The 21,053-nt window shown below is 54.1% G+C and carries 19 protein-coding genes; 11 read left to right on the top strand and 8 right to left on the bottom strand.

Annotated features, from left to right (window positions below):
- Nucleotides 1–257: 257 nt before the first annotated feature.
- On the top strand, nt 258–1,217 hold the full coding sequence (locus tag MKX76_RS20770; RefSeq protein WP_341034540.1) for a phosphotransferase enzyme family protein: 960 nt from the start codon (nt 258–260) through the stop codon (nt 1,215–1,217).
- A 29-nt stretch (nt 1,218–1,246) separates the two neighbouring features.
- Nucleotides 1,247–1,753: a hypothetical protein gene (locus MKX76_RS20775; protein ID WP_007130640.1), complete on the top strand. Its 507-nt coding sequence runs from the start codon at nt 1,247–1,249 to the stop codon at nt 1,751–1,753.
- Between the two features lie 4 nt (nt 1,754–1,757).
- Here MKX76_RS20775 and MKX76_RS20780 read toward each other — a convergent pair whose 3' ends face one another.
- The 3 genes from MKX76_RS20780 to MKX76_RS20790 all read right to left on the bottom strand — a co-directional run bounded on the left by MKX76_RS20780 (nt 1,758) and on the right by MKX76_RS20790 (nt 4,829).
- A complete protein-coding gene (locus tag MKX76_RS20780) occupies nt 1,758–2,303 on the bottom strand; it encodes a hypothetical protein (protein WP_138919333.1) in 546 nt (181 codons plus the stop codon).
- Between the two features lie 297 nt (nt 2,304–2,600).
- A complete protein-coding gene (locus MKX76_RS20785; RefSeq protein WP_007130642.1) occupies nt 2,601–3,731 on the bottom strand; it encodes a DUF4261 domain-containing protein in 1,131 nt (376 codons plus the stop codon).
- 237 nt (nt 3,732–3,968) lie between these two features.
- Nucleotides 3,969–4,829: an AraC family transcriptional regulator gene (locus tag MKX76_RS20790; protein WP_341034541.1), complete on the bottom strand. Its 861-nt coding sequence runs from the start codon at nt 4,827–4,829 to the stop codon at nt 3,969–3,971.
- 128 nt (nt 4,830–4,957) lie between these two features.
- Here MKX76_RS20790 and MKX76_RS20795 point away from each other — a divergent pair, with 128 nt between their 5' ends.
- From MKX76_RS20795 to MKX76_RS20830, 8 genes are all read left to right on the top strand, one after another.
- Nucleotides 4,958–6,247, top strand: a complete 1,290-nt coding sequence (locus tag MKX76_RS20795; protein ID WP_007130644.1) for a Gfo/Idh/MocA family oxidoreductase — start codon at nt 4,958–4,960, stop codon at nt 6,245–6,247.
- A gap of 114 nt (nt 6,248–6,361) precedes the next feature.
- Nucleotides 6,362–8,179, top strand: a complete 1,818-nt coding sequence (locus MKX76_RS20800) for a cache domain-containing sensor histidine kinase (protein ID WP_007130645.1) — start codon at nt 6,362–6,364, stop codon at nt 8,177–8,179.
- A complete protein-coding gene (locus tag MKX76_RS20805; RefSeq protein ID WP_341034542.1) occupies nt 8,154–9,068 on the top strand; it encodes a response regulator in 915 nt (304 codons plus the stop codon). The genes MKX76_RS20800 and MKX76_RS20805 overlap by 26 nt, the downstream gene beginning before the upstream one ends.
- Complete coding sequence (locus tag MKX76_RS20810) at nt 9,029–9,736, top strand: helix-turn-helix transcriptional regulator (protein ID WP_341034543.1); 708 nt, start codon at nt 9,029–9,031, stop codon at nt 9,734–9,736. Before MKX76_RS20805 ends, MKX76_RS20810 begins: the two co-directional genes overlap by 40 nt.
- Before the next feature lie 147 nt (nt 9,737–9,883).
- On the top strand, nt 9,884–10,798 hold the full coding sequence (locus tag MKX76_RS20815) for a carbohydrate ABC transporter permease (protein WP_007130647.1): 915 nt from the start codon (nt 9,884–9,886) through the stop codon (nt 10,796–10,798).
- Nucleotides 10,799–10,802: 4 nt separating this feature from the next.
- Entirely contained in the window at nt 10,803–11,642 is an 840-nt protein-coding gene (locus tag MKX76_RS20820) for a carbohydrate ABC transporter permease (RefSeq protein WP_007130648.1), read from the top strand.
- A gap of 72 nt (nt 11,643–11,714) precedes the next feature.
- On the top strand, nt 11,715–13,031 hold the full coding sequence (locus MKX76_RS20825) for an ABC transporter substrate-binding protein (protein WP_007130649.1): 1,317 nt from the start codon (nt 11,715–11,717) through the stop codon (nt 13,029–13,031).
- 83 nt (nt 13,032–13,114) lie between these two features.
- Nucleotides 13,115–14,761 (top strand): MGH1-like glycoside hydrolase domain-containing protein, encoded by a 1,647-nt coding sequence (locus MKX76_RS20830; protein WP_007130650.1) that lies wholly within the window; start codon nt 13,115–13,117, stop codon nt 14,759–14,761.
- 109 nt (nt 14,762–14,870) lie between these two features.
- Here MKX76_RS20830 and MKX76_RS20835 read toward each other — a convergent pair whose 3' ends face one another.
- Nucleotides 14,871–15,890 carry a Gfo/Idh/MocA family protein gene (locus tag MKX76_RS20835; protein ID WP_007130651.1) on the bottom strand — a complete coding sequence of 340 codons (1,020 nt, stop codon included), beginning with the start codon at nt 15,888–15,890 and terminating at the stop codon, nt 14,871–14,873.
- A gap of 39 nt (nt 15,891–15,929) precedes the next feature.
- A complete protein-coding gene (locus tag MKX76_RS20840) occupies nt 15,930–16,703 on the bottom strand; it encodes a sugar phosphate isomerase/epimerase family protein (protein WP_007130652.1) in 774 nt (257 codons plus the stop codon).
- Between the two features lie 141 nt (nt 16,704–16,844).
- Between MKX76_RS20840 and MKX76_RS20845 the strand changes: the two genes are divergently transcribed.
- The gene (locus tag MKX76_RS20845) at nt 16,845–17,663 is read left to right on the top strand and encodes a helix-turn-helix domain-containing protein (protein ID WP_007130653.1); all 819 of its coding nucleotides are present in this window, start codon (nt 16,845–16,847) and stop codon (nt 17,661–17,663) included.
- Nucleotides 17,664–17,817: 154 nt separating this feature from the next.
- Here MKX76_RS20845 and MKX76_RS20850 read toward each other — a convergent pair whose 3' ends face one another.
- The 3 genes from MKX76_RS20850 to MKX76_RS20860 all read right to left on the bottom strand — a co-directional run bounded on the left by MKX76_RS20850 (nt 17,818) and on the right by MKX76_RS20860 (nt 21,050).
- Nucleotides 17,818–18,666 (bottom strand): arylamine N-acetyltransferase, encoded by an 849-nt coding sequence (locus MKX76_RS20850; RefSeq protein ID WP_040738813.1) that lies wholly within the window; start codon nt 18,664–18,666, stop codon nt 17,818–17,820.
- 145 nt (nt 18,667–18,811) lie between these two features.
- Nucleotides 18,812–19,873 (bottom strand): bifunctional transcriptional activator/DNA repair enzyme AdaA, encoded by a 1,062-nt coding sequence (locus tag MKX76_RS20855; protein WP_007130655.1) that lies wholly within the window; start codon nt 19,871–19,873, stop codon nt 18,812–18,814.
- A gap of 307 nt (nt 19,874–20,180) precedes the next feature.
- Nucleotides 20,181–21,050: a carbohydrate ABC transporter permease gene (locus MKX76_RS20860; RefSeq protein ID WP_210094238.1), complete on the bottom strand. Its 870-nt coding sequence runs from the start codon at nt 21,048–21,050 to the stop codon at nt 20,181–20,183.
- Nucleotides 21,051–21,053 lie beyond the last annotated feature (3 nt).

Raw genomic sequence — 21,053 nt, forward strand, 5'->3', positions numbered from 1 at the left:
ACTTTCGCAAAACAATGTATGCTTTAATGTATGCTTCTCTCTTATTGTAAACAGGAAATATTAAGCTAATATTCACTTAAAGTAAATCGTTCACATAATGAGCGGGAAGCCTTTTCAGAAGAGTTGCCGCCCCCTTGACTTGACAATCCGACATTAAAAAATAGTAGACTGATAGATACAGTGATTCCCATCATATGATAGTGGTTATGCCGTGGGCGGGAATCTATGACGAGTAGCGGAAGAGAGGGGAATGATCGATGGAACAGGCTGTTTTGAACCAAGGTGCCGGGAAATTCGGCAAGGGGGCGTATTCGTTAAAGCTGCTGGGGGGATTTGATCAGAGTGTATTCGAGTATGCCGGGGAGGATGGGTCCCGTTTCGTATTAAAGTTTCTGGATGCCGCCAAATACCGGAAGGCTGACATCATCCGGGAGCAGACCTGGATGGCCCATCTGGCAGGACACGGGCTTCGCATTACGGAATCCGTAACCTCGCGGGAGGGGCTTCTTATTGAAGAGGTAGCCCATAATGGGCAATTATTTTATGTGATCGCCTTTACGATGGCCCCGGGCCGGCCGTTAACCGATCTGGAATCGGACGCTGCCGTGATCGAGCGCTGGGGACGCGGTCTGGGCAGGATGCATGCGCTCGGCAAGCACGATTCCGCCGCTCTCCTTCACCAAATGGGCTTTGCCCATTGGAACAGCCATCCGATCTTTACGGATGAATTTCCGGCTGCCGCCGGCGAAAAGGTGCACACCCGTTGGAAGGAGTATCTAAAGGAGCTGTCCTCCCTCCCCCAAGATCCGCAAGGCTACGGCATCGTCCATAATGATCTGCATCATCGCAATTTCCATGTCCACGACGGCGACATCGTCTTTTTCGACTTCGGAGACATTGGCTATCACTGGTACGCTTACGATATCGCGATCTCGATCTATCATGCGGTACAGACCGTTCCCGGCCCGAGAAAAGCCGAGTTTGCCTCCCGCTTCTGCGATGCGCTCTTAACCGGATATCTTCAGGAGCATCCGCTCAGCACCGATTGGATCAAGCGGATTCCTTTTTTCATTGATTTTCGAAACGTATACTCCTTCGTCTACTTCTCCAAATACGTTGACTGGCATGAGCTCGACGAACGGACCCGGAAGTATCTCGCAGGGATGAAAGCCGATATCGAGGCCGGCACTCCGGTCGTTCATTTGCCGATATCATAATCGATAAGGAAAGCAGGACCTATTTCAAAATGAAATCAACCACGAAGCGAACACGGCGGACCCTCTTTCTTGCGGCGGGGCTGCTCCTCGCAGCCGCCTTGCTCTATCTGCTGTATCTCCGCCCCACACCGATTAAGACGGATTTCTTTACGACGGTCGACAACGAGCATACGATCATCTTCGAGGCGGTGAACGAAGGGATTGCGGACGTGCAGCTGCTGGACGTGCTCGTCAACGGCGGACACCGGCCGGTTAAGGCAGAGCTTGGCGTGAGCTACTCGCTGCACCTTGTCGGCGGCTCCAACCTGGAGGGCAATCCCGATATCGCGTTTGTCGGGCTCGGGGACATGCCCCTCCATCCGGACCTCTCCCCGGAAGACAAGCAGGCCGCGCTGAACCAAAGCCCCCGCATCCCGCTGAATTATGGGATACGCCTACTCCACGATGAGCCGATCCGGGCAGTCGAGCTGAAATATCGATACCTGGGGCTGACCTTCAAGAGGAATATCTCGATGGGGCGTTTTTTTCAAGAATAGCGTGTTAGTGGACAACTGACAGAAAGGCTGAGGGCAGGGCGGTCTTAATGTCCTGTTCCCATTTCGCATTGGCTGCCTCGTCCAAGCTTTCCCGGTGCCAGTATAAAATCAGGACGTTCGCAAGCTCATGTTCATTCGGGACCTGCATATTATACACATCCTTCTGCTTATGGAAATCAGCCTGGCCTTGGATGCGTTCTTCTTCCGTATCAAAAATGTACACCGAAATTCGCTCCTCGATGCCTGAGCCTTCCGGCTGGTTCTCATCCAGTGCATACATCATGGCTTGCACGCCACTTAGCACCCAGTCCGGGCTGATGTGCTTGGAGCGGAGGTCGATCCCTTGCCCCTTCAATGCTTCTTCCACATCCTCAAGCGTAAACCGTACCTCAGTGGCCTCCCCCGCGGCGGATGAGTCCATCGGGTTATCAGCCTGAGCCCGCCCTTCGGTTTCCTGCTTCGTAACAGGCCCCCTCGATTCCGCCTGGAAGCATCCTGCCAATGCGAATAGGGCAACCCATAGAAGGGTAAGCATCTTCAACGCTTTCAAAATCATGCACCCCTTTTGCTCTTTGCGATCCCGTTCATTAAGGTCTTCTACATTTTTTTAGGCTATATCTTATAGACTCCGGAACGAAAGGCAAGGTTTCAGGTTATAACCAAAAAAAATCCCCTCCTATTTATGTGACCAGCTGTGCTTTGTTAAGTTGATATTCACGTGTTTTGGCAGCAATGTTACTTATAAACAAAGAGCCTTCACCGCGCTAACGGTAAAGGCTCTTTGTTGCAACCCGGCATGGCTGCGGATCTTCACGGCAAGCGAAGAACCATGGCCAACAGCCTTGGATTAGTACTGAATTTTAAGCGTGTCCCCATGAACATACACGCCCTCGGAGCGGGTAATCGGCAGCTTATGCTCAGCCGAAAATCCGATGGTTTCCCCAGCCCTTAACGTGACGTCCTGCTCAACAACATACAATGAAATATCCATCAAGAATTCACGGAGCTCAGCCGGGGTTACCTGGCTGTCCAGCACCTCAATTTCGTCCTTGCCTAAAGCTCTCAGCCCATAGGTATATCCGCTCACTCCCGATTCCGTTCCGACCAAACCGAAGTGAACCAGATTTAACAGAGGAAATAGATCTTCCTCCTTCATCAGCTCTGCCATATCGACAAAAATCTCGGGCTGAAATACCGTTCCGGATGAATAAAGCCCCACCGCATTGGGCAGCTTCAAACAGCTTGCCGCCACTTTCGCATACATTTTTCCGCTGTCCAGCGGAGAACCTGTGCGTGTAAATACCGCCACGATCAGCTGCGCAACATGGGTCTGGGTAACCGCAGCCGCCTCGGGCCACAAATAGTTTCCTTGCGCGTAATGCTCAGCCTCTCCATCCGGAACCGGAGCCTCAACGAAGCTGACCGCAGCCATACAGCCCTCTGCCTCAAAAACCAGAATGCCGTCCTTCTCCTTACTGGAGGCACCATCTTCCTCCTCGGGGGACCAGGTGATATTCCAGTCATGCCGGAGATTGGCCTTGATCTGTTCCAGATCACATTCCGGGGAGTTCAGCAGAACAAACCCGTTAAAGATGCCGGATCCGGATGATTCATCTGGCTCGGCCTTGCTGTCCTCTGCGGTTTCTTGTTCATAGGCTGCCGCCTGCTTCATCCAATACTCCCGGATCATTTCGACCATAGCTATGGCCTCCTGCTCTGCTGTTGCGGGGTTGTAGGGCTGCATCTCGCTAAATACATGTCCGCAGTGGTCAGTATCAGAGGAGCTTTCATAGCCGCCGCAGACGCCAAGTAACCATTTCCCGAGCATGGACTTCTTATATTTAAATATGTAGTAATGCATATCGTGGAGATCAAATTCTCCGGCTATTTCGATTCTGCTGGGCTTGTGGCCGAGCTCCTGTTCATGGGCCAGCCATTCGATCATTGAATCCGTGGCCGCTTGCTGTTGAGCTGTCATGTATTCCTCTCCTTAATTTCATCTAGGATTGCACCTGTTATATTCTACCAGCCCCCAGCAGGTTCAGCAACAGAACGGCAGATGGCCAGCCAATCCACACTCCCGGAGGCTCTGGGGCGGTCGCTGCGGCGACATGTATCCTCAACACATGCGATTATGTCAAAACGCACTCACCATTCCCCTCCCCCAGCTCCCTCTTATGCAAGCAAACCAATCAAGCTCTCGGTCCCCTCATCCCTACGGCCTGTACTGCCGGCGATATTCCCTTGGCGACATGCCGACGATCCGCTTGAACACTTTCCCGAAATGCGAGAAATTGCCGAATCCGGCATGCAAGGCGACATCCGTTACGGAATCGCCGGATTCGCGCAGCAGACGCTGTGCTTCTTTGATCCGCAGCAGATTCACGTAATCGCTGAAGGTAAAGCCTGTCATCTGTTTAAACAACCGGCTGAGGTAATACGGGCTGATCCGGAAGTCTTCGGCGACACCGGTCAAGGTGACGGGGCTTTGGTAGTGCCGGTTCAAATACTGCACGATCGCCTGGGCTTTCGGATGAAGAGCCGGCTCGGTGTCCGCCGGGCGGACCTGGCCCAGATGCCGGCCCCGGTAAGCTTGGAGCAGCAGCTCCAAAGCGCGATGTCGCAGCAGCTGGCCGCTCCCCGCTTGAGGGCGGACCATCTCGCCCACCATCTCGTCCACGATGCGCCGGATCGCTTCTCCTTCGGCGGTTGGAAGCCGCAGCAAAGGAACCTCCCAGCGGAAGGGCTCCAGCAAGCTCTCCTCGAGCTCGGACGAAACCGATAAATCGCCGAATAAGCCTGGGCTTATATACAGGACGACCCGGTCGTGGTCGGGCCGGCCGCTGTCCAGCGTCTTATGCACCGCATTCCGGTCGACGAATACGAGGTCCCCCGCCATCACTCTGTACGAGCGGTCCTTAATAAAGTAAATACGCTCCCCGGACAAGAGATAATACAGCTCATAATGGTCATGAAGATGATCGGTCGCCATCGAGAAATACCCGATCCGGCGATCATATTCAATATCCAGGTATCCGCCCGGATCGCGGTACTCCGCTTTGAACGGTCTCACCATGCGCTCGCCCCCTCTTGTTCTGAATTATAGCAAAATATGCGGTGTTTGAAAGCGATTACGCATAAAATGCGGAGAAAGAAGTGTTCCCTTGTTATAGGCTTGAGCTATATTCAAGGAGGCGATTTAAGATGAGCAGCAAAAAACGCTATGTCCTGGTCGGAACCGGGGGCCGGGCCGAATTTTTCTACGGTGCGCTGGCGGAGCATTTCCGCGATCAATCCGAGCTTGCGGCCTTTTGCGATATCAACCATACCCGCATGAACTATGCCAACCGGCTGCTTCGCGAGAAATATAACCACCCCGAGGTGCCAACCTACGGCGCCGATCAATTCGACCGGATGATCGAAACGGAGAAGCCGGACTACGTCATCGTGACAAGCATTGACAGGACGCATCACAAGTACATTATCCGCGCCATGGAGCTCGGCTGCGACGTCGTAACGGAGAAGCCGATGACCGTCGACGAAGAGAAATGCCAAGCCATTCTGGATGCCGCCAAAAGGACGGGCCGAAACATCCGGGTCACCTTCAACTATCGCTATGCGCCCCATCATACCAAGGTGCGGGAGTTGATCATGAACGACACCATCGGACAAGTGACGTCGGTCCATTTCGAGTGGCTGCTCAATACGCGCCACGGCGCAGACTACTTCCGCCGCTGGCATCGGGATAAGCGCAATAGCGGCGGGCTTCTCGTTCATAAATCCACCCATCATTTTGATCTGGTCAATTTCTGGATCGGGTCTCAGCCGGAAACCGTGTTTGCTTTTGGCGATCTCATGTTTTATGGAAGGGAAAATGCGGAAGCCCGCGGAGTAACGCAGTTCTACAACCGGGCGACCGGAAATCCGGTCGCCAAGGACGATCCCTTCGCGCTCCATTTGGATTCCAATGACCATCTGAAGGCGATGTATTTGGATGCGGAGCAAGAGGACGGCTACCAGCGGGATCAGAGCGTGTTCGGGGACGGCATTAATATCGAGGATACGATGGGCGTCCTCGTCCGTTACCGCAACAAAGCCATCCTGACCTATTCCTTGGTCGCCTACCAGCCATGGGAGGGATACCGCCTTGCCATCAACGGGACCAAGGGCCGGATCGAGATGTCGGTCATCGAGCAGTCCTACGTCAACTCGGGAGGAGATAAGAAGCTGGAAGGCGCGTTGAAAGGAAAAAGCCTCCGCGTACTTCCGATGTTCGGGGCTCCGTATGAAGTTGAGGTTGAAGAAAAGGCAGGCGGCCACGGCGGCGGCGATCCGGTTCTGCTGAACGATCTGTTCGGAGAGGCCGCGGAGGATCCATTCCACCGCGCGGCCAATCATATCGATGGGGCCCGATCGATCCTCACGGGAATTGCAGCCAACCGCGCCATCGCAACCGGTATGCCGGTTCATATTCATAGCCTGGTCCGCTTCTAGGAGCGCATAGGACGGCTTCCCGCCGGCATACACACATCCATAAGGCTGCGTGCTTCACGCAGCCTTTTTTGCTGCTTGAACAACAAACAAGTGGCAAACACAAGGAGGGGTTTCATGTTTTTCTCACTAAAAAGCCGACTCATCGGATTGATCGTGGTGCTCTTCGTACTCTCGTTCGGCACGCTGTCCTTTCTGCTCTTCAGCGAGGCCCGCACCGTCATCCGTTCTTATATCGAGTCCTCCGCCTTGGAAAAGATGGAGGAGTATGGCTCGTATGTCGATATGGTGCAGATGCAGATTTACGATGCCGCTTCGCTTGTGTTCAACAGCGACACGACCAAGAACTGGGACAGCGCCTTGAATGACAAATCGATGACCGAAGGCGAGAAGATGCTGGCCAATCTGGCAATGAGCCGCTTCCTTACTCAGGCAACCAACAGCTATACCAGCATTTCCGATATTTCGGTATACCGCGAGGACGGCCTGCGAGTCGGTGGTGAGAATCAAGTCGCCTTCGAACCGGCATTCCTGCAGGAGAGGTGGTATCGCAGCTTCTTCGACTTGGGAGAGCGCTGGCTTCCTGCCCACATCGATGCTCACGAACGAGTTCGGGACCATGGAAATCCGGTCATCAGCCTGTTGATGCCGATCGGCACATTCCACCATCAAGCGGCTCAAACGGTCATGAAGGTAAATGTGAGCGAATCCTATTTTCTGGAGCCGCTGAACAGGATTCACTTGGCCAAGAACAGTACGATCTTCCTTTTGAATGAAAAGGGCGGGCCGATTCTTTCCCAACAAGCGCATGAGCTCGGCGCCGAGGCCGCGCACGAAATAGACCGCATCCGGAGCGGGCCGATGAAATCAGGGGTTGTTTATCTGGACAACGCCGAAGGAAAGCGCGACATCCTGGTCTACAAGAAGCTCGGGCGAACCGGATGGATGCTCGCCGGATTGGCGCCGGAGCAAGAGCTGTATGCCTCGCTTCATAGACTTCAGAGCACGATCATAGCCGTCACGGCCATCCTAGTCCTCGTCTCGCTGTTCGCGGCGGCCTGGCTCTCCTATGGCGTAACCAAGCCCCTTACCCGTCTCGTGCTGGCGATGAGGCAGGTGCAGCGCGGCGCTTTCGATCAGGCCGAGACGATGTTGCCTCCTGATAAAAACGTAAAAAGCGAAGTCAGCTACGTTATCTCCACCTTCCGTTATATGATCAGCCGTCTCCGGCAGCATATCCAGAACGAATTCGAGCTCAAGCTGCTTCGCCAGCAGGCGGAATACAAAGCATTGCTTATGCAGATCAATCCGCATTTCATGTTTAACACGCTTGAGCTCATCAGCAGTCTCGCAATGCAGCGCCGAACCGACGATACGGTTCAGGTCATCGAGGATCTCGGCAAAATGATGCGCTTTTCGATGAACACGAGCGATGACCGGGTTGCCCTAGCGGAAGAATTGGGTTATGTCCGGCACTATATTTCCATTCTTCAAACCCGCTTCGGCGATAAGCTTCGCATCGATATCGCCGAGGAAGGACGACTGGAAGCACTGATGGTCATTAAGTTTATCCTTCAGCCGCTCATCGAGAATGCGGTCAAGTACAGCTTCCGGCACCAGCCCATCGCCATCGTGGAAATCCGGGTTACCCGGGAGGCCGACCGGCTCCGCCTGCGCATTTCCGATAACGGACCCGGCATGCCGAAAGGCATCTTGCGGAAGCTGCGAGATCAGGATGCCACCCCGCAGCTGGACCCGATTCTGGACAGCCGGAGCTGGCATATCGGACTAGGGAACGTCATCGCCCGCTGCCACCTGCACTATGGTTCATTGTTCACGGTTAACATCCATGCCGAAGAAGGAACCGGCACTTGCATCGAGCTGATATTACCGGCACAGGAGGAACGTTATGTACAACGTATTGATTGCGGATGATGAAATTGAGGTACGCGAAGGGCTAAAGCTCAAAGTCGACTGGCAAGCCTCCGGGTTTCAGATCACCGGCGAAGCGGCCAACGGCTTGGAAGCGGAGTCCCTGCTGAAAGCCGGCCATTATGACCTGCTGATTACCGATATGAGCATGCCCGTTATGGACGGGGTGAAGCTGCTTGACGTGTGCCGGAGCTATATTCCCGACATTCGGATCATGATCATTACCGGCTACGAGGATTTTCAATACGCAAGAGCGGGCGTCCGCAGCCAAGCCGCAGACTATTTGCTTAAGCCCGTAACACGGGACGATCTGAAGTCGGCACTGGAGCGCATCAAGGCCAGCCTCGATAAGGAGCGGAAAGTGCGGGATGAGTCGGAGATGATGCAGTGGCGACTATCCCAATACTATCAGGAAATGAAAGGGCGATTCCTAATGGACTTGGTGAGGGGAGACCGGATTCCCCCCTCCTCGTTATCGGAACGCCTCCGCTTGTTTCATCTGGATGCTTGGCAGGAATCCGAAGTCTGCTTCATCACGGCGGGCATCAGATCAACGCGTTCACGGATGGAGGCTGGCGGCCGGGATCTGGAACAGCTCCGCCTTCCGTTTCATATGCTCTGCCATGAACTGGCACAGCTTCATTCGGAGAATATCCAGATGTTCCGTGATCATGCCAACGCGGCTACGGTGCATTGCGTTATCGCAAGGGGACTTCAACAGGAGTTCGCCCGCAGGCTGACGGAACAAGCCGATGCGCTACTGGACGTTGACGTTCTCATCGGAATAGGCCGGCCCGTAACGGGCTTGGCGCGTTGGAAGGAGGCTATCTCCATTCCCTCCTCGCTTGGAACATGGCTTGGCGTCAGGGCGGACCTACCCCTGCCCCGGTAACGGATCACAGCCCGTTATTGCCTGAGGAAACGAGCAGGACACTGCATCGCTGTCTCGTTCGCGGACAAATGGATGCCTTCGGGGACATCATTCGGAAGGAACTCCGGGACGCTTTTGCTATTTCCTCTCCCCGGTTCTACCGCTGCATTTTTCAAATTTCGCTTCTCATGGAATCAATCTTGGCCGACGTACCGCGGGATCTTCCCGAACGCGAGCCGATCGGTCTCTCCCCGGATTGGGTCCTGCTGATGGAGTCGCCCGAGCAAGCCGAGCGCCTGCTGATGGAGTGGGCGCAGCAGTATGCCTTCGGAGAACGGGAAACACACGCCGAGCAGACGGTGATCGAATCGGCCAAGCGGTATATTGAGGAACATTACATGCAGGACCTTACACTGACAAATCTGGCCGAGCAATACAACTACCATCCTACGTATTTTTCGGAGATGTTCAAGGAAGCGGCAGGTGTCACCTTCATTCAGTACGTCACGGAGATGCGCATGAGGCAAGCGGTTCGCCTTCTGACGGAGACGGGACTCACCGTTTGGGACATCGCGGAGCTGGTCGGATTCTCCTCCCCCGGCTACTTCAGTTCCAAATTCAAAAAGATGTTTCACATGAGCCCGTCGGACTTCCGCTTGGCAGCCACCCGAAAAAAACAACAATCATGATCCGAAGAAATGAGATTCCGCCTTCCGGACTCCCCCGTTATGATGAATGCAACGGATCGTGCACCGCGCCATTTGTAAGCGGTCACAATGCGCTGATCGAACTACCGGTCAGGCTACCACTGCATCATACCCGAAGGGAGGCTCATGATGAGAAATTCGTCCAAACCCTTGTATGGACAGCAGAACAAAACGGCATACCTCTTTTTGCTTCCTTGGCTCATCGGTTTTTTCTGTCTGACGCTCGGGCCGATGATTGCTTCATTGTACTTATCCATGACCAAATTCAACCTGTTGTCATCGGCAACATGGACCGGACTGAGCAACTATGTCCAAATTTTTAGCGAAGATGATACCTTCCGGCGATCGCTATGGCTGACGTTCTATTACGTCTTCTTATCCGTGCCGCTCCGGCTCGCCTTCGCACTCTTGGTCGCCATGGCGCTGAACAAGGGCATCCGCGGTCTCGGCATCTATAGAACCGTGTATTACATTCCTTCGCTGTTAGGGGGGAGCGTGGCCATTGCGATCGTATGGCGCCAGATCTTTGATGGCAGCGGACTTGTCAACCAGTTCTTAAGCTGGTTCGGAATTACCGGACCTTCCTGGATCGCGCATCCAGATTATGTGATCTATACGATCGTGACCTTGTCCATCTGGCAGTTCGGATCGGCGATGGTCATCTTCCTTGCCGGCCTCAAACAGATCCCGGCAGACCTCTATGAAGCTTCGGGGGTCGATGGTGCCGGGAAACTGCGGCAATTTTTCAGTATTACGCTGCCGATGCTGTCACCCGTCATCTTTTTCAACCTGATCATGAGCATGATCAATTCCTTTCAAGCCTTCACGCCGGCTTATGTCATCGGCGACGGGCGTGGAGGACCGCTGGACGCCACCATGTTCTACACTCTGTACCTCTATCTCAAAGGGTTCTCGTACTTCGATATGGGATATGCGTCGGCGCTGGCATGGATCATGCTGGGGATTATCGGCATCTTTACGGCAGTCGTCTTTCTGACATCGAAGTTCTGGGTTTTCTATGGCGACAACCAGGAAGGGAGGTAACGATATGCCATTGGAGCGCCGCCTTATTCAAGCTGGAAGGCATGCGGTTATCATTCTGCTGGGCATCGCCATGCTATACCCGGTCTTATGGCTCGTCTTGAGCTCGTTCAAACCGAACCATCTAATATTCAACAGTTCCGGCCTCATTCCCGAGGTGTTTACTCTGGATCATTACGTAAACGGGTGGAAAGGCCTGCAGGGCGTGTCCTTCGGCCGGTTCTTCAGCAACTCGCTGGTCATCTCAATCCTCAGCGTCATCGGAAACGTCGTGTCCTGCTCGCTTGCAGCCTATGCATTCTCACGGTTGAAGTTCCGGCTCAAGGGCCTGTGGTTCAGCATCATGCTCGTGACCATCATGCTTCCGTACCACGTGACGCTGGTGCCCCAGTACATTATGTATAATGAGCTGCATTGGATCAATACGTACTTTCCGCTGATTCTCCCGAAATGGCTTGCCCATGACTCGTTCTTCATCCTGCTGATGGTGCAGTTCATACGCGGTATTCCGCGCGAGTTGGACGAGAGCGCAACGATCGACGGGTGTGGTCAGGCGCAGATCTTTTTCCGAATCGTGGTTCCGCTTCTCGTACCCGCCCTGATCACCACCTCGATCTTCACCTTCATCTGGAGCTGGGACGACTTCTTCAGTCAGATGATTTATTTAAGCAAAATCGACCTATTCACGGTTCAGCTCGGCATTCGATCCTTATTCGACCCTTCCGGACAATCCGATTGGGGCGCCTTGCTGGCCATGTCCACGCTGTCGCTGCTGCCCGTGACGATCATCTTTCTGTTATTTCAGCGGTATTTTCTCGAGGGCATCGCCACGACAGGCTTGAAGTAAAGTTCCCTGCAGAAAAGCATCGTAATTGATGGCTTGTATAGCACGAATCACGAATTTTTGGGAGGAATAACGATGTTAAAGCGAATCATGGTTGGCATGTTGGCTTCTCTTCTCTTGTTCATCACAGCCTGCTCCGGAACGGATCATACGGGTAAGAGCGGAAGCACTGGTTCAGCGGGCGAAGCCGAAGGCCAAATCGAGCTGCGGATGATGTGGTGGGGAGACCAGAAACGCGCGGATATTACGAACGAAGCTCTTAAGATATTTATGGAAAAACATCCAAACATCAAAATCGTAGGCGAGTTCTCGCCCTCGTCGGGATACTTCGACAAGCTGAACACGCAGCTTGCCTCCGGCACCGCTCCCGACATCTTCTTCCTGGGCGGGAACGTCGTCGACTATGCCAAGAAGGACGTCCTGTTGAACCTCGATCCTTACGTCGGCAACGAGCTGAAATTGGATGGCATGGATCCGGCAATGGTGGAATACGGGCGCATCGACGGCAAGCTGCAGCATATATCCGCCGGTGCGAATGCAAGAGGAATTGTCATCAACAAGGCGTTGTTCGAAAAGGCAGGAATGCCAATGCCTAACCAGGATTGGGACTGGGAAGAGTACGCTGCAGTCAGCCGGGAGCTGTCCGAGAAGCTTGGGAATGGCGTATACGGAACGTATAACTTCACCGTGGACGGTATGGACATCTACTTGAAGCAGCGCGGAAAGCAGCTGTACGACATGGAGAACGGTACGCTCGGCTTTGCCCAAGAGGATATTCTGGGATGGTTTGAATATTGGGAGAGGGCATCGAAAGCCGGCGGCGTGGTGACGCCGGAGCTCCAAGTCTCCAATCCGCATGACGACACGAGCAAATCGCTGTTAATTACCGGCAAGGCGGCTATGAGCCTCCTTCCTTCGAATCAGCTGGCCGCTTTTCAGAGCCTAACGGAAGACCCGCTCGTGCTGTATCCGGTCCCGCGAGGTCCTAAGGGAACCGGCGTCGTGTTCGAATCGAGCCAAGGATTGTCCGGTTATGCCAATACGAAGCATCCGAAAGAAGTCGCCTTATTAATGGATTTCTGGATTAATGATCCGGAAGCCGCCAAAATCCTCGGCAATGACCGCGGGGTGCCCGTCACGGAGGCGAACCGGGAGCTGCTGCAGAAGGAAGCCGGACCCGTCGAGGAGATCGTCTACGCTTATACGAGCCTGGTATCCGAGGCGACCAAAAAAGAGCCGTTCGACGTCAGCTATAACCCGCCGGGGTTCGCGGAATTCTCCAAGCTGGCCCAGACGACAACCCAGGAGATCGGCTTCGGGCGTAAAGACGTCAAACAGGCTGTGGCAGACTTTTATAACGGCACGGTCCGCATTTTCGAATCCAATCAATAACCTAACTTCTACCGTCATGTGACGCCGAGCACCGCGCTGGAAGCTTCGCGAGGAGCTCGGGGAAAAGGAGGTGGCTTTAGAGCATGAACGAAAATGCAATGGAGAAGCTGCGCCGGATGTCGATTGAGGATCGGGTGCGGCCGGTCAAGCAGGAGGATCCGCTGCTCTTAGCCGAGTGGCAGGAATCGGGCGTCCGGTTCGCCGCTTCCGGCGGTAATCTGGAAGATGCTTACTATGCCGCGCTGCAGAAGCTTCTTTGCTGCATCGTCCCCATAAGGGGCCGCAATCCCATTCTCCAGGAGGGCGGCATCTATCTCGGGTGCTGGCTGGAAAGCACGGGGACAATCAATGCCGAGCTGTTGTCCCGCTTTCTTCCCTCTGTGGCCGAGTCGACTTATTTGGCCTTTGCCGACTTCCAGCGGGACGACGGCTTAATTCCATACAAGCTGACCGAGAACGGGCCGGCCTTCCGCCAGATCCAGCTGGTCACTCCGCTTGCACGCTGCATTTGGAATCATTACCGTCTGCATGGCCGGGACCGGTCCTTCCTGGACATGATGTATCAGGCCATGGCCCGGTACGACGAGTGGATTGCGCTTAACCGCAACACCCGGGGCACAGGCTGCGTCGAAGCCTTCAGCACCTTCGATACCGGTCATGACTTATCACCAAGGTTCTGGCATGTACCCGATACACCTTACGGGAGCGATGCGGCGGCCTTCCACCCGGATTCGCCGATCCTCCCCTTCCTGGCACCGGATTTAACGGCCAACATCTACTGCCAGCGGCTGTATTTGTCCCGGATCGCCGAGGAGCTCGGGCAATCCGGAGAAGGCTGGAGGGCGAAGGCCGTGGCCAGCCTGGACAGTCTCTTCCGCTATTGCTACGACGAAGAGGATATGTTCTTCTATGACCTGGACCGAAACGGCCGTTTCGTACGGGTCCAGTCCGACGTTCTGCTGCGGGTCATGGCCTGCGAAGTCGGCGACCGGTCCTTGTTTGATACCATGCTGGAGCGTTATCTCCTTAATACGAGCAAATTTTTTGCCAAGTACCCTTTCACCTCCTTGGCCATGGACGATCCACGTTTTGATCCGTTCTCTACTTATAACAGCTGGGGCGGACCATCCAACTTCCTGAGCCTGATCCGCGCGCCGCATGCGTTCGAAGCGCATCACCGTTATGTCGAGCTGACTTGGGTCATGCAGCCGATCCTGTCCGCCCTCGCCAGAGCCGAACGCTTCCCGCAGGCTTTGAGTCCGTGGACCGGTCAGGAGGGTTTTACGGAGACTTACTCGCCCGCCATCCTCTGCCTAATGGATTACGTGGAGCGGCTATGCGGAATCCTGCCTAAAGACGGAGAACGTCTATGGTTCACCGGCCTTCTGCCGGCAGCCATGGATCATGGAGAGGAAATCGCAGGCAGTACAGCTTATACCCGGATAGTGAACGGCATGCGTTTCGAGCTGACGAATGGTTCGGATACCATGACGATCCTCCGAGACGGAGCGGTTCACATTCAGGCTCCGTCCGGGATCCGGCTTATCACCGACACCGCCGGAAAACTGGAAGGGATTGTAGGCATGAGTGTACGAACCGTAACGGGAATGTTGCATTACGACGGCCGGTCAATAGCCGTCGAGATCAAGGGTAATGAACAGCAGCGCTACCAGGATGGAATCCTGACGACCGAGCGGGATATCGGCATTATTTATCCGACGTACCGCTGATAGTTTCCGGTTATCTACCGAATGATAAGGAAGCATCACCTCCAATTTATCCGTTCTAAAATGTAATTAGGGGAGCCGTATGATACGGCTCCCCTCTCTTATGAACTTATTACAGCTTCACGATTTTGCCGGTAGCCTGGGATTCGAACGCGCCCAGAATTACGTTGAGCGAACGGAGACCTTCTTCGCCGGAAATCCGCGGAGGCGTATTGGTCAGGATGCACTCCACGAACTCGTCGATAACGCCGCTCGGCACCTGCTTCTCGTTCGTTGCCATCGCACCGACTTTATATGTCTCAACCGTGCCGTCGGTCAGCTCGACGATCACTTCGTCGCCATGAACCGTACCGATCTTCATGGCACCCTTCTCGCACCAGAGCACGGTGCCGTTGTCGCCGGCCCGGTAATGCGTCCAGCTCGCCATCAAGGTGCCTACGGCCCCGCTCTTCATGCGCACGATACAAGTCGCATTGTCGTCCACGTCGGTGCCTTCTTTATGAACTGTGCCGATGAAGCCGGCAACTTCCACGATTTCATCGTTCAGCAAGTAACGGATGAAGTCGGATTTGTGCACGCCGAGGTCGCCCATGGCGCCCATAACCGCTTCCTCCTTGCGGAAGAACCAGCTGTCGCGTCCGTCCAAGCTCCATCCCTCCGGACCGCCATGACCGAAGGATGTACGGAAGGTCAGCACTTTACCGAGCTTGCCGGAGTCCAGAATTTCCTTCGCCTTCACATGCGGAGGCATCAGGCGCTGGTTGTGTCCGACCATCAGATAAACGCCGTTCTTGCGGGCAGCCTCGATCATCTGCTCCCCTTCTTCGGCATTGGAAGCCATCGGCTTCTCGACCAGCACATGCAGGCCGGCATTAGCTGCCGCGATCGTCATTGGCGCATGCAGGTAGTTTGGTGTACATACGCTTACGGCATCCAGCTTTTCATTCTTCAGCAACTCCTGGTAGTCCGTGTACGCCGTACCGCCGTACTGGGCCGCCATTTCTTCGGCACGCTCCTTCACCGGATCGGCGAAGGCTACCAGCTCCACGTTCTCATTGTTGGCATACTCAGGAATATGTCTGCGCTGGGCGATCGCGCCGCAGCCGAATACAGCTACTCTAATTTTGCTCATGAACAATTCTCCTTTTCCTCGTTCTCAGGTACGAATTAATTAAAATTGGTTCAAATAGTTCTGCTTCAGCCAGTTCATGCTGTTCTCCACGCTTTGGAGCGGCGGATTCTGGCATACGTCCTGCTCAACGATCAGCCATTCCGTGCCTGCATCGGATGCAGCCTGAATGACGCCCGGCAGGTTTACGTCGCCCTGGCTAAGCTCCAGCGTCTTCATGTTCCCCTCGGCATCCTTGCTGAAGTCCTTCAGATGGAGAAGCGGCAGACGGCCAGCATATTTCGGAATATAGGCAAGCGGGTCCTGACCGGCAAATTGTACCCAGCATACGTCCATTTCCACTTGCACAGCTTCAGGTGAGGTTGCCGCATACATGGCATCAAATACGAACGCTCCATCCACTTTATCTTCAAATTCAAATGCATGGTTGTGATAACCGAAGATAAGACCCTGCTTGCGGGCTTCAGCCCCTACCTCTTCCAAGAACGCGAACAGCTTCTTCCAATCCTCGGCATTCTCGCGGTCCTCCGGAGCAACGTATGGACACATCATATATTTCGCGCCGATCGTCTTCAGGTAATCGATCTCCTTCTGCAGATCCTCGCGCAGCAGATGCAGACCGACGTGGCTGCCGATCGCTTTCAGTCCGAGCTCTTGAAGAAGCGTTTTCATTTCTTCGGCGGGAATGTCTCCGTAGCCTGCAAATTCAACACCCTCATAACCCAATTCCGCCACCTTGCGGAGCGTACCGCGGAAATCCTGTGCCGTCTCGTCGCGCAGCGTGTACATTTGCAAACCGATATTCATTCTTCTCATGTTTGGCGCACCTCGATTCAAAATTTGGGTTAATGCTCAATCTGCTACTATCATACAAGGAAATGGGCTAAAATGAACATAAACAATATGGCTGCAACATGAACTATCTGCTTATATTTTTCACTGGAGGTTTTGGCCATTATGGATGCAAGACTGCTGATCTGCGACTATTCGTACCACTTCCAGCAATTCAGCAACAGCCATCGGGGCGGCTTGACGAACTATTTGTTTCGTCTGCAGACGGAAGGATCCTGTGAGGTGTACTGCAACGGAATCGTGCACCATGTGCAGGGGGGAGATCTGCTGCTGCTGAAGCCCGGCGACGAGTACGAGCTGCGTGTCAAGGACGGCGGCGGGGAAGGCCGCGTGTCCAGCGGGGATTATTTCATATTTTGCGATGGGGCATGGATCGATGAATGGTGGGGCCGGATACAGCGCCCGGTCGTCAGCCGGATCGGGCTGGACGATCATCTGCTTGGACTATGGAGACATCTCCTCTTGGAGAAACGGCGCGGAATGGACGGGGAAAACGATGAAATGACAGGCTACCTGCTGCGCGGGCTGTGCCTCAGCCTGGATCGCGCCATTACCGAGACGAAGCCGGCCGACCGCCTCGCCTTTACAGCCCTCCGGCTGAAGCGGTTTGTGGAGGAGCATGCCACGGTTACCTTTAAGCTGGAGGATGCGGCAAAGCACGTCGGCCTGAGCCTGTCGCGGGCAGTCAAGCTGTTCAAGGAGTATTACGGCAAGACGATGATTCAATATGCTTTGGAAATCCGCCTCAACGCGGCCGTTGAGCGGATCAAATACAGCACGATGACGCTGGAGGAAATCGCGGAAACCTCGGGGTTCGCCAGCTATTCCTACTTCCACCGCGTCTTCCGCGCCAACTACGGCATGTCGCCGGTTAAATTCCGGGAAGCTGCCACCGTCCCGGCGAGTCCTGAGCGCCTCATTTGAGTGTATTCTTCAACGAATACGCGGCCTATGAGCATTCTTCAACCAATGGCGGCAGCCCATGAGTATTCTTCAACTTACTGACGGCAGCCCATGAGTATTCTTCAACCAACTGGCGGCGGCCTATGGGATTTCGCTTCTATGAAAAGAGGCATCATTATTCCTTCCATATATCCACCCCGAGCTGCCGGAGAACATTAACCGCCTCTTCTACCGGCAGCTTGGGGAGTTTGAATTCTTGATTGATGACTTCACGTAATTCTCCAAGATCCGACAATACCCGCTTCTCGACCGTTCCATCGATATACCGGATGCTCAAACCATTGTTGACCAAGGACAGCGAACGCTGCTGATCCAGCTGCCAAAGCTGGCAGCGCAAGGTCGAAGTAAACATATCATCCGGCTTGAAATATTGCCGTATCGCAGGCTGGAAATCATCAAATTGATAGGTTTTTCTCGTATCGAAGGTCCACAAGAGATCCGTTTGCAGCTTGCCGTCGACATACCGGTAATACGCATAGGTTCCCGGTTCGCCGGCTGGGCGTAATCTTACTTCAATACCGGCATACGCAGACACGTAATCGGGCTCGCTCATCAATCGAACCGGCTGAAAGAATGGTGCTGCATTCCCGCAATCCACATAGACCTCTTCCTCCTCATCAGGAAGCTGAACGAGCAATCCGACATGCCCGCCTCCAAGCAACGTGTAGCGGCTGCGGAAACCAAGCTGTGTCAACAACTGTTGAAGGCTGCTGTTGATCATGTAGCAGGTCCCCCCCATATTGAACTGCAGCAGCTGATCCACGAACCGCTTTGCATCTTCCTGGAGGCTTCCTGTTTGATGATACTCATGGAATCGAAGGAGTGTACTGATATTCTCAAACGGAATCCGGTTATGATGCGCCGTGCAGATTTCAGTTAAATACGCATAGGAAGGCTCCTTTAACGGAACTTGAATATAGTTCAGATAATTGGTGACCCATTGGGGTAATCGCTCTTGATCCATCACGATGATCAGTCTCCCTTCTCCGATAGTGGAAGCTATGCTCTTTATTTTAAAGACCTTCCATCTGAATACATCATACGAACGACTACTTAATCGATACAAAAAAAGTCCGGCCCGAGCTAAGACCATTCCCTACGACTTAAGTCTAATTATCAGCTCCGGCCCCCATCGCCCTCTCATGGTTTAACAGCCACTGCTTGCGCGACAATCCCCCGCCGTACCCGCCCAATTCACCATTCGCATTGATCACGCGATGACAGGGTATGACAATCGCGAGCTGATTCGCCCCATTCGCCTGAGCAACAGCACGGTACGCGGTTGGCTTTCCCATCGTTGCCGCGATTTCGCCATACGAAGACGTTTGACCGGTAGGAATCTGTAATAACCGACTCCAGACTTCGGTTTGAAACGGAGATCCCAACATGCGCAGAGGGGTTTGAAACACCGTTAATTTCCCGTCAAAATACTCGCCCAACTCACGCTCAATCGAACGGAGGGGGGCGGTGCAACCCGGAATGATTGCCGAACGGGTTCTCCGCCGAAGTCGTTCAACCTCGCGCTCCAGCCCTCTGCGATCAACGAATTCAAGCAAATATAACGCTTCCTCGTCCGCAATCGCGATCATCGGCCCGAGGCGCGTGTCCAGCCAGGAAGCTCTTAGAACACGGTGATGGCCTGACCGGGTAGGCGCTGCGCCCATAATCCGGGAAAAGGCATCCCGAAACCCGCTGCTGGACTCGTAACCGATCGTCAGCTGGGCATCGATGACGGCATGTCCCTCCCGGATCTGCTTCAAGGCAAGCCCCATCCGCCGCGCCCTTGCATATTCGACGAAGGTCATCCCGAACCGCTTTTTGAATTGGCGCCTCGCCGTTGAGGCATCCACCGACAGCTCCTGAAAGTCCTGGTTGGTCCATCTCTTCTCCGGGTTTGCCTCCACCGCGTCTACAAGCAGCCGAACCAGGTCGGACACCTGATTGGGATGCGAAAGCGGCCGGCATCGTTTGCAGGGCCTGTAGGAAGCAAGCAGCGCTTCTTCGGCCGTCCCAAAAAATTCGCAGTTCTCGATTTTCGGCTTCCTTGCCGGGCATGTCGGGCGGCAGAATACGCCGGTTGTCTTAACGCCTACATAAAAGACGCCCTCGTATTCCGACTTCTTCTCCAGCAGCGCCTGGTAATATTCCTGTTGATTCGAGGCTGATATCATGCAAAATTCCTCCCGTATCCTTTGTTGGCACGCCATGTGCGACCGTGGTTCATGTTGTGAGCTGCTTTGGGGTAATCCAGGCACCGCCATTTGTTCTCATTATATTTCTTCTGCAAGCATGACATCGCCGAAAATCGTGCATGAATTTTTTAAAAATTAACACGTTGAATCCACCGCCATCAACAAAAACCCTCTTCCGAATGAATCGGTAGAGGGTTTTCAAGATGCATATGAAGTGGAACTTCCTGAATCCATCGACTGTATTCCCGCTATACGGTACAGTTTGTTAATTTCCCTTGCAGCTGACTTAACCTTTAATCGAGCCGGCCACCATGCCCTTCATGATCTGCTCCTGCAGGATCAGGTAAGCGACAATGGTCGGAATGACCGCGATGGCCATAGCTCCCATCGTCAACGCATAATCCGTACCGAAGCCGTCCGAGAAGAGCGACAGACTGAGAGGCAGCGTCTTCAGCGCTTGGGTATTGATAAAGACGAGCGCGAAGGAGAAATCGTTCCAGAACCGCAGGAACGCCAGAATCGAAATGGTTGCCACGATCGGCATACAGAGCGGAAGAATCATTCTGCCGAAGATTCCCCACCAGCCGCTGCCGTCGATCATGGCCGCTTCCTCGATCTCCCTTGGAATCGATGACATATAAGCCATCGACAGGAAGATTGCGATCGGCAGCTCGAACGCCGTGTAGGGAAGAATGAGCGCCCCGTACGTATCGAGCAGGCCGATGTTCTTCATCATAATGAACAGCGGTACAAGCGTGCTGTGAATCGGGATCAGCAGGCCTGTCGTGAACAGAACCACGACGGCCTTTTTGAACGGGAACTGGAATCTGGACAGCACATAGGCAGCAAGAACGCTGAGCAGAATCGTCAGGGCGACGGATATAATGGTCACCACGGTCGAATTCAGCATCGCGCGGCCCATATTTCCAAGCTCCCACGCCCGGAATATGTTCTCTGACATCCATTCCTTCGGCAGGCCGTAAGGATTGGTAAAGAAATCCTGATTGGATTTAAACGCGCTCGTAAAAAGCCAGTACAGGGGGTAGAGCGTAAGAATGGCGTAACCAAGCAGCAGCAGTTTGACGAACCCGGATAATCCCTTCATGATCGTTCTTTTTCCCGAAGCGCTTCCGATACCGGTTGTCTGTAAATTCATGTC

It is taken from the genome of Paenibacillus sp. FSL R5-0810 (assembly GCF_038002285.1).
GTDB classification, from domain to species: Bacteria; Bacillota; Bacilli; order Paenibacillales; family Paenibacillaceae; genus Paenibacillus_AQ; species Paenibacillus_AQ lactis.

What these genes read in the sequence shown, in the direction of transcription:
- MKX76_RS20775 (WP_007130640.1), top strand. Translation starts at nt 1,247, where the DNA reads ATGAAATCAACCACGAAGCGAACACGGCGGACCCTCTTTCTTGCGGCG.
- MKX76_RS20800 (WP_007130645.1), top strand. Translation starts at nt 6,362, where the DNA reads ATGTTTTTCTCACTAAAAAGCCGACTCATCGGATTGATCGTGGTGCTC.
- MKX76_RS20815 (WP_007130647.1), top strand. Translation starts at nt 9,884, where the DNA reads ATGAGAAATTCGTCCAAACCCTTGTATGGACAGCAGAACAAAACGGCA.
- MKX76_RS20795 (WP_007130644.1), top strand. Translation starts at nt 4,958, where the DNA reads ATGAGCAGCAAAAAACGCTATGTCCTGGTCGGAACCGGGGGCCGGGCC.
- MKX76_RS20820 (WP_007130648.1), top strand. Translation starts at nt 10,803, where the DNA reads ATGCCATTGGAGCGCCGCCTTATTCAAGCTGGAAGGCATGCGGTTATC.
- MKX76_RS20790 (WP_341034541.1), bottom strand. Translation starts at nt 4,829, where the DNA reads ATGGTGAGACCGTTCAAAGCGGAGTACCGCGATCCGGGCGGATACCTG.
- MKX76_RS20770 (WP_341034540.1), top strand. Translation starts at nt 258, where the DNA reads ATGGAACAGGCTGTTTTGAACCAAGGTGCCGGGAAATTCGGCAAGGGG.
- MKX76_RS20825 (WP_007130649.1), top strand. Translation starts at nt 11,715, where the DNA reads ATGTTAAAGCGAATCATGGTTGGCATGTTGGCTTCTCTTCTCTTGTTC.
- MKX76_RS20860 (WP_210094238.1), bottom strand. Translation starts at nt 21,050, where the DNA reads ATGAATTTACAGACAACCGGTATCGGAAGCGCTTCGGGAAAAAGAACG.
- MKX76_RS20840 (WP_007130652.1), bottom strand. Translation starts at nt 16,703, where the DNA reads ATGAGAAGAATGAATATCGGTTTGCAAATGTACACGCTGCGCGACGAG.
- MKX76_RS20850 (WP_040738813.1), bottom strand. Translation starts at nt 18,666, where the DNA reads ATGGATCAAGAGCGATTACCCCAATGGGTCACCAATTATCTGAACTAT.
- MKX76_RS20845 (WP_007130653.1), top strand. Translation starts at nt 16,845, where the DNA reads ATGGATGCAAGACTGCTGATCTGCGACTATTCGTACCACTTCCAGCAA.
- MKX76_RS20830 (WP_007130650.1), top strand. Translation starts at nt 13,115, where the DNA reads ATGAACGAAAATGCAATGGAGAAGCTGCGCCGGATGTCGATTGAGGAT.
- MKX76_RS20810 (WP_341034543.1), top strand. Translation starts at nt 9,029, where the DNA reads ATGGCTTGGCGTCAGGGCGGACCTACCCCTGCCCCGGTAACGGATCAC.
- MKX76_RS20855 (WP_007130655.1), bottom strand. Translation starts at nt 19,873, where the DNA reads ATGATATCAGCCTCGAATCAACAGGAATATTACCAGGCGCTGCTGGAG.
- MKX76_RS20835 (WP_007130651.1), bottom strand. Translation starts at nt 15,890, where the DNA reads ATGAGCAAAATTAGAGTAGCTGTATTCGGCTGCGGCGCGATCGCCCAG.
- MKX76_RS20785 (WP_007130642.1), bottom strand. Translation starts at nt 3,731, where the DNA reads ATGACAGCTCAACAGCAAGCGGCCACGGATTCAATGATCGAATGGCTG.
- MKX76_RS20805 (WP_341034542.1), top strand. Translation starts at nt 8,154, where the DNA reads ATGTACAACGTATTGATTGCGGATGATGAAATTGAGGTACGCGAAGGG.